This window comes from Streptomyces sp. A 4/2 (genome assembly GCF_940670765.1).
Lineage (GTDB): Bacteria > Actinomycetota > Actinomycetes > Streptomycetales > Streptomycetaceae > Streptomyces.
The window spans coordinates 169,213-175,982 of the sequence record NZ_CALNVW010000046.1; the positions used below are offsets into that span (position 1 = coordinate 169,213).

7 protein-coding genes are annotated in these 6,770 nt (G+C 71.1%); 5 read left to right on the forward strand and 2 right to left on the reverse strand.

Annotated features, from left to right (window positions below; all coding sequences use genetic code 11):
* Positions 1-21 precede the first annotated feature (21 nt).
* Together NBY69_RS31415 and NBY69_RS31420 are read right to left on the reverse strand one after the other, a co-directional pair.
* Complete coding sequence (locus NBY69_RS31415; RefSeq protein ID WP_250305333.1) at positions 22-1,170, reverse strand: NUDIX domain-containing protein; 1,149 nt, start codon at positions 1,168-1,170, stop codon at positions 22-24.
* A 145-nt stretch (positions 1,171-1,315) separates the two neighbouring features.
* Complete coding sequence (locus NBY69_RS31420; RefSeq protein WP_250305334.1) at positions 1,316-2,617, reverse strand: helix-turn-helix domain-containing protein; 1,302 nt, start codon at positions 2,615-2,617, stop codon at positions 1,316-1,318.
* 211 nt (positions 2,618-2,828) lie between these two features.
* Here NBY69_RS31420 and NBY69_RS31425 point away from each other — a divergent pair, with 211 nt between their 5' ends.
* From NBY69_RS31425 to NBY69_RS31445, 5 genes are all read left to right on the forward strand, one after another.
* Positions 2,829-2,975 carry an albusnodin family lasso peptide gene (locus NBY69_RS31425; RefSeq protein WP_250305335.1) on the forward strand — a complete coding sequence of 49 codons (147 nt, stop codon included), beginning with the start codon at positions 2,829-2,831 and terminating at the stop codon, positions 2,973-2,975.
* 87 nt (positions 2,976-3,062) lie between these two features.
* Positions 3,063-4,868 carry an albusnodin/ikarugamycin family macrolactam cyclase gene (locus NBY69_RS31430; protein ID WP_250305336.1) on the forward strand — a complete coding sequence of 602 codons (1,806 nt, stop codon included), beginning with the start codon at positions 3,063-3,065 and terminating at the stop codon, positions 4,866-4,868.
* Positions 4,861-5,589, forward strand: coding sequence for a lasso peptide biosynthesis B2 protein (locus NBY69_RS31435; protein WP_250305337.1), 729 nt, complete (start codon positions 4,861-4,863; stop codon positions 5,587-5,589). Before NBY69_RS31430 ends, NBY69_RS31435 begins: the two co-directional genes overlap by 8 nt.
* Before the next feature lie 13 nt (positions 5,590-5,602).
* On the forward strand, positions 5,603-6,157 hold the full coding sequence (locus tag NBY69_RS31440; protein WP_284349819.1) for a GNAT family N-acetyltransferase: 555 nt from the start codon (positions 5,603-5,605) through the stop codon (positions 6,155-6,157).
* A gap of 165 nt (positions 6,158-6,322) precedes the next feature.
* The coding region (locus NBY69_RS31445) for a carbon-nitrogen hydrolase family protein (RefSeq protein WP_250305338.1) at positions 6,323-6,770 on the forward strand (448 nt) is incomplete at its 3' end.

The following is a 6,770-nucleotide window of genomic DNA, read 5'->3' on the forward strand; positions in this document are numbered from 1 at the left end:
AATCTGTCCGGGCGGGTGTGTTCACAGGAAGCCGGCGAAGACCTGGCGGTAAGCGTGAACGAAGCCGTGCTCGCGGCGGCTCCATGCAATGCGTTGGGCGATGACATCAGCGCTGGCAGAAACGCCGTCCGGGCCCAGTCCCTGCTCCGCCCAGAACCGAGCGTTTCGGATTTGCCTCTCCAGGATGGAGTCGACGAGCGCGCCGCGCCCCTGGGCTTCAAGCCCGTACGCGTCCGCGAGGACTCGGACCTGAGCTGCCTGGTTCTCGACGGCGGGTGCCGTCGGCCTGGTACTGATGCACCAGGTCCACGCCATATAGCCGAGGTCCTCCAGCGGGGATCCGGGGGCTGCGGTGTCGAAGTCGATGAGAGCCATCGGGACCTCGTCGCGGAAGACGACATTGTTCGGTCCGGGATCGTGATGGCAGACCACCGGAAACCGGCCAGCAAGGTCGCTTCCTCTGGTCGCGTCGTGGAATGAGCGCAGGAGCGCCCCGGCGGCGCTGACCTGCTCGTCTGACCAGGTACGGAATCGCTGGGGGACCTCTCCAGGAAGGAAGTCGAGGATGTCGGTCGCTCCCTCGCGCCGAAGATATCGCGGCGCGCCGTCGAAGCCCCTGGAGTGCAGCAGCCCGAGCAGGGCGGCGACGAAGGGGGAGGCTGGCGTGGAAGGGCGCCGGACTGTGCCGCCGTCACGGACGATGCCCGTCGTCATGCGCCCGCCGGTCAACGCCACGGCGCCGGGGAGCGCCAGCGGTGCGTCGGTAATCGGACGGCCGGGCCGGTCAGTGTGGTGGACGGCGCCCTCGGCGACCAGCAGCGAGGCAAGGCCGCCGACGTAGAGGGGTAGGTGCGCGTCAGCGGCGGGGAGCGGGACCCAGGCCGCTTCGACGATGTCCTCGTCCCCGGTGGCCGCCGGCTCGCCGTGAACGTAGGTCGCACGGAAGACCGCGAAGAGGTCGTGGACACTGGCGATCCGTTCGCCGACGTGGACCAGGGGGCCGACGGCCACGACCACACCGGCTTCCTCCAAGGTCTTGCGGGCGGCGGCTTCGGGGAGGGCCTCACCGTCCTCACGTCGACCGCCGGGCAGTCCCCACTGTCCGCTTCGACAGTCTTTGACAAGGAGGACCCGCTGGGTCGATGTGTCGGTGACCAAGGCGTAGGCCACGTCGACTCGTTCCCGGGCGGCCGGCATCAGTCTTCCCTTCGTCGGGGATGTTTCAGTCCGGGCGTGGCCTCGCCGGGGAAGTCAGGGTCTGAGGGAGGTGGTCGGCGACGGTGAGGGCTGCCTTTGGAGGAAGCTCCCTTTCCGGTTATGGCCGTGCCGACCGTACGGCGGCGGTCAGTTCACGGACGCCGCGGGTGTGGGGGTGATGCTGTGCGAGGTCGGTGACGATGGCGCGGATGCTGGGGCGGTCGCGCACCTCGGCGGGGGCGGTGCGGTGAGCCGCGAGGAGAGCCTGCGCGGTCTGCTCGGCCTTACCCCACCGCCACCAGGCGCGGGCCATGTCTGTGTGGAGTCGACCGCGTCGTTCGGCCGTCGCGAATTGCTCCGGACGAAGGTTCTGACCCGCGTGGACGGCTGCGCCAGCATCGCCGAGGGACCATAGGACGCCGACCTTGTAGAGAGTCACGGAGGCCGGGGTGACTGAGAAGGTAGGCGTGCCGGGCTGTTCGGGGAGGAGTGCGGCAGCGCGCTCGGCGTCCCGGATCATCTCCAGGGCACGGTCGCGGTCGCCGGCCTCGGCGGCGGCGTAGGCGACGGTGCAGAGCATCTGCGCGAAGGTCCGGGCCTGGGCGGCAGTGGTGAGTCCGGTGGTTTCGACCTGGGCGGCGGCGTGGAGGGTGATGCGCTGTGCGGTGGCGGCGCGGCCGGCGTGGCGGAGGACGATGCTGAAGGCGCGGGCGGACGCGGCGCCGGCCAGGGGGTCGCCGGAGATGCGCGCGTAGGTGTTGGACCGGTCAGCGGTGATCCTGCTGGCGTCGTAGCGGCCGACCTTGGACAGGGTTTCCGTGGCCAGGTCGTAACAGGCAGCGAGCCGGGCGTAGTCGGCGGCATCACCTTGGTCGGCGCAGGCCTCGGCGGTGGCCAGGAGGTCGGGGAGCGCCTCAATCAGTTCGGCATGGATTCCGCGGTTGAACTGCGCACGTGCCTCGCGGTACTGGGCCATCAGGCGGTTCGCGCTCGGGGCCGATGTGGGTGCGGGTAGCAGTGCGAGGGCCTCGTCGAGGCGCTCGAGAGCGAGCGCAGGTACGGCCAGGCCGGCGGTGAGGAGGGACCGGCGTTTCATCGGATCCTCCCCGGAAGTGTCCGTGCGCTGAGCGTTAGCAACTCTAGTGGCCCGGGGTGGGGTTACGCCGAGAAGTGTGGCAAGTACCCCCGGAGGGATGACGAGGGCATCGGCGAACCGCTTGAGCATGTCTAAATCGGTCGCGGGCCGGTCGGCGGTCTCTAGGCGGCTGACGGCCGAGGCGGAGTAGCCGGTCGCCTTGCCGAGGTCGATCTGTCGCCAGCCCTGCTGCTGGCGGGCCCAGCGGATCAGGCCCCCGACGTCGCCGTCGCCGATGAACTTCTGGGCGCGCGGAGAGTTCCAGTCCGGTACCTGAGCACGCATGGCCGCCCCCTCCGGGAACACCGGACATCAGCCTGCTCACGGTAGCCGGACGGTGACACCCGGTCGAGGCCGTGTGCGCAGCACGCAAACGGCTTGCGCGCGGCGGGAGATTTCTCGGCATCCGATCGGGCTCGCGGTGTCCTGGTGAGGCACCACCCGCCGGGCACCGCTCGGCGGCAACCATCTGTACTTCCGTATGGAGGGAGTCGTCATGGACGGCCAGAACGCACACCTCACCACCGCCGTGTCCTCGCTGCCCGAGGAGGAGCTCGTCGAGATCGGCGGCCTCGTGGCCCTGACCCAGGGCCAGGGCGGCGGCCAGAGCGAGGACAAGCGCCGCGCCTACAACTGCGCCTGACCGACAACCTCGTGCGGTGCGGCATCCCCGGATCCCGGGGATGCCGCACCGCACGACCAGCCACACCGGACCAGGAAGGGGTTCATCGTGATCTTCGGAGGGTTCACGCGCGGCTGCGGCGGGGTCCGGCCGGCCGGAGCCACATGTCTCCGCCCGGACGGACTGCTCTGGCAGACCGGAACGCCCAGCGCCCGATCGTTCAGTTCACCGGACGGGGTCCAGGTCGCGGTACTGGGGTGGTGCGGCGCCGCCGACGCCGAGCTGCGCAGCTTGGCCCGTCGGCCGCTACCCGAGGACGTCTCCTGGCAATGGTCCGGCGCGTACGCGGTAGTCGAGCAGCACGAACAGCACACGGTGGTACACACCGATCCGGCTGGAGCACTGCCGCTGTACGCCACCAGGTACGAAGGTGGATGGGCCTGGTCGAGTTCGGCGCGGGCCCTGGCCGACCTCACCGACGCCGACGTGGACCCGGTGCGGGTCGCCATCGCCGTGTTTCTCCCGCATGTCCCCGCCGCAGTCGGGACCCGTACGTTCTTCACGGGCGTGCAGCAGCTCCCGCCCGGCGCCCGAATCGAGCTCACCGCTGGCCGGGATCTGCGGTGCGAGACGGTGTGGCGCCCCGATCACGCCCCGGGCCCGGCCCACCACCGGCTCCGCTCGGCCCTGGAGGGCGCCGTCCGGCTGCGGGCGGCGGCTGATCCCGATCTGACGTGTGATCTGTCCGGCGGCCTGGACTCCTCCTCTCTCACCCTGCTCGCCGCGAGGGCCCAACCCGACGGCGGGGCGCTGAACGCGGTCACCATCCACCCCGCCAGCCAGACCGACGGCGCCGACCTTACGTACGCGCGGCTGGCCGCCGCCCATCACCCGCGCCTCGTCCACCACCTTCTCCCCCTGGGCGCCGAGCACCTGCCCTACACCGACATCACCGCGGTCCCGGTCACCGACGAGCCCGCACCGTCGACCCTGACCCGGGCCCGGCTGGAAGGGCAGCTGCGCTGGATGCACGACAAGCTCGGCAGCCGCACCCACCTGACCGGCGACGGTGGCGACAGCGTGCTGTTCGTGCCTGCCGCGCACCTGGCCGACCTGCTGCGCCACCGCCTCTACCGGCGGACCGCCGCGGAAGCCGCGGGCTGGGCCCGGCTCCGCCACAGCCCCGTCTTCCCACTACTGTGTGAAGCGCGCGCCCTGATACGAACCAGCCGCGCCCACGCCCTGGCTGGCCTCGCCACCTCACTGGAGCGTGGGGTCTTATCGACCGGGCAGGGAGACGTCCGCTGGTTTCCGACACTGCCGCTGCCCCGCTGGGCCACGGCCGATGCCGTCGGAATGCTGTCCAACGCCGTCCACCAAGTCGCCACGGTGGCCGATCCGCTGCCCGGTCTGGACATCGCGGTGCGGATCCTGGTGGACGAGATCCGCGAGGTCGCCCGGACCGCAGCCGCCGATACTCAGCTCGCCGCCGCATCCGGCATCGAGCTGCACAACCCGTTCCTCGACCCCCGCGTCCTTGACGCCGTACTGCGCACCGAGGCCCGAGCCCGGCCCCCGGTCCATGCCTATAAGCCGGTGCTCGCCCGGGCCATGGCCGACGTCCTGCCGGAGGCCCTCGCCTCGCGGACCACCAAGGGCAGCTTCAACGCCGACCACTACACCGGACTGCGAGCCAACCTGCCCCAGCTGCAGCACCTGGCCGACGGCCGTCTCGCCGCTCTCGGCCTCGTCGACCCGGCCGCGCTCCGGGGGCATCTCGCTCAAGCCGCCGCCGGAATCCCGATGTCCCTGGCACCGCTGGAGCAGGCACTGGCCACCGAAGCGTGGCTCCGCACCCTCGACCGAACGGCCAGCACCTGGTCGAGCAAACGCGAAGGAGATCGCCATGGATGAGCTGCCCACGTTCGTCACCTGCCCGCGGGCCGTCCGCGCGGTCGACTTCGGCCACGCCTTGGTCCTCATCGACTACCGAACCGGCAACGTCCAGGCCCTCCAGCCCCTGGCCGCAGACCAGTGGAAGGCAACCTCCCGCACCGGGGCCATCGACCACATAGCCCCCGCTCTCGCCCGCCACTTGCTCGCCCTGGGCCTGCTCACTCCCGTCGGCGGCCCGGGACCGTGGGCACCTGCGCTGACTGTCCCCTCGGCCCATGCCAGTTGGGGCAGCACCGAACATCCTGCGGGCGTCACCCGGCCGCCCCGCGGCCCGCTCACCGGAACACTCACGGCCGCGGCGGCGCTCACCGTCGCCTTCGCCGCCACCCGCCGACACAGCACCGGCATGCGGCACGCCCTCACACTCCTGACCGCCGCCACTGCCCGGACCAACCGGCCTGCGACCCTCCAGGAGGCGATCCGCGCCGTCACCACGGTGCGCCGCGCCGGCTGGTACTCCCCCGGCCGCACCGCGTGCCTGGAGGAGTCCGTTGCCGCCGTCCTGCTGCTCGCCTCTCGCCGCCTCGGCGTCCGCTGGTGCCACGGCATCGCGTCCGACCCGATCCGGCTCCACGCCTGGGTGCAGACTATGAGCGGCGACGACGTCGCCGAGCCGTCCTCGACTCACGCCTACACCCCTGTGCTCACCATCGGAGACCGCCATCACCAGCCCCGCTGACCCGATCCTCTGGCTGCGCACCGAGACCTGCGGACTCGGTCCCTACCGCACCGACCTCGTCGAGACGTACTGGCGCTGGGAGCAGGACCCCGCGCTGCTGGTCGGCTACGGACGCCAGGCCCCCGAATCCTTGGAGGCCCGCACCGAAGGCATGGCCCACCAGCAGCGCGGCGAGAACATCCGCTTCACCATCTACGACCTCACCAGCGACGAGCCCATGCCGGCCGGCGTAGCGACCCTGCTGCCCGACCACGGTGTCCGTACGGCCGAATTTGTAATCATGCTGGGGCCGGAAGTCCGCGGCCGGGGACTGGGCACCGCCGCAACCCGACTCGCCCTCGACTACGCGTTCCACGTCACGAACCTTCGGATGGTCTGGCTCAAGGTCCTCGCGCCGAACACAGGCGCAATCCGCGCGTACGAGAAGGCCGGCTTCCAGAAGGTCGGCTCGATCCGTCAGGCTGGGTACTGGCTCGGGCAGGTGTGCGACGAGGTCGTGATGGACACTCTGGCCTCGGAGTTCAGCGTCCCTTCAGCAATCACCCCTACGGTTGCCACACCTGGCTGAGTACCTTCGCGCGTGGTGTGCCTCGGAGCGGCCGCGGCCGCCTCGTACGACCGCGAGGGCGCGAGCCCTCCCCCGGGTCGGCGAACCGGACAGAACCCGCGCGGATCCGGCCGGTCCACCCGGAGCTTCGGACCGGGGTGGTGGGGATCCCGTAGCTTCGGCGCCATGGCGAGGACATTGCGGCTGGCCGTCGCGCAGAGCACCGTGCCGGAGGACCCCACAGACCGCGGCGCGCTCCGGGAGGCCGGGAAGGAGATCCGGGCCCTGATGGCCGAGGCCGCCGGGGCGGGGGCGCGGCTGGTGCAGTTCCCCGAGGGGGCGATCACCTATCCGAGCAAGCACGTGATGGCGACCGGCCCGGACGGCGAGCTGGTCCCGGCCGACTGGAGCCGGGCCGCCTGGGACGTCATGCGCGAGGAGGCCGAGTCGATCGCCACGCTGGCCGGGGAACTACGGATGTGGACGGTGTTCGGGTCGCTCCACCCGCTCACGCCACCGAACCGGCCCCACAACAGCCTCTTCGTCATCTCCGACCGCGGCGAGCTGGTCGCGCGGTACGACAAGCGGTTCCTCTCGCACACCGAGGTCTCCTACCTGTACACCCCGGGGCGCG

What these genes read in the sequence shown, in the direction of transcription:
- NBY69_RS31420 (WP_250305334.1), bottom strand. Translation starts at nt 2,617, where the DNA reads ATGCGTGCTCAGGTACCGGACTGGAACTCTCCGCGCGCCCAGAAGTTC.
- NBY69_RS31425 (WP_250305335.1), top strand. Translation starts at nt 2,829, where the DNA reads ATGGACGGCCAGAACGCACACCTCACCACCGCCGTGTCCTCGCTGCCC.
- NBY69_RS31435 (WP_250305337.1), top strand. Translation starts at nt 4,861, where the DNA reads ATGGATGAGCTGCCCACGTTCGTCACCTGCCCGCGGGCCGTCCGCGCG.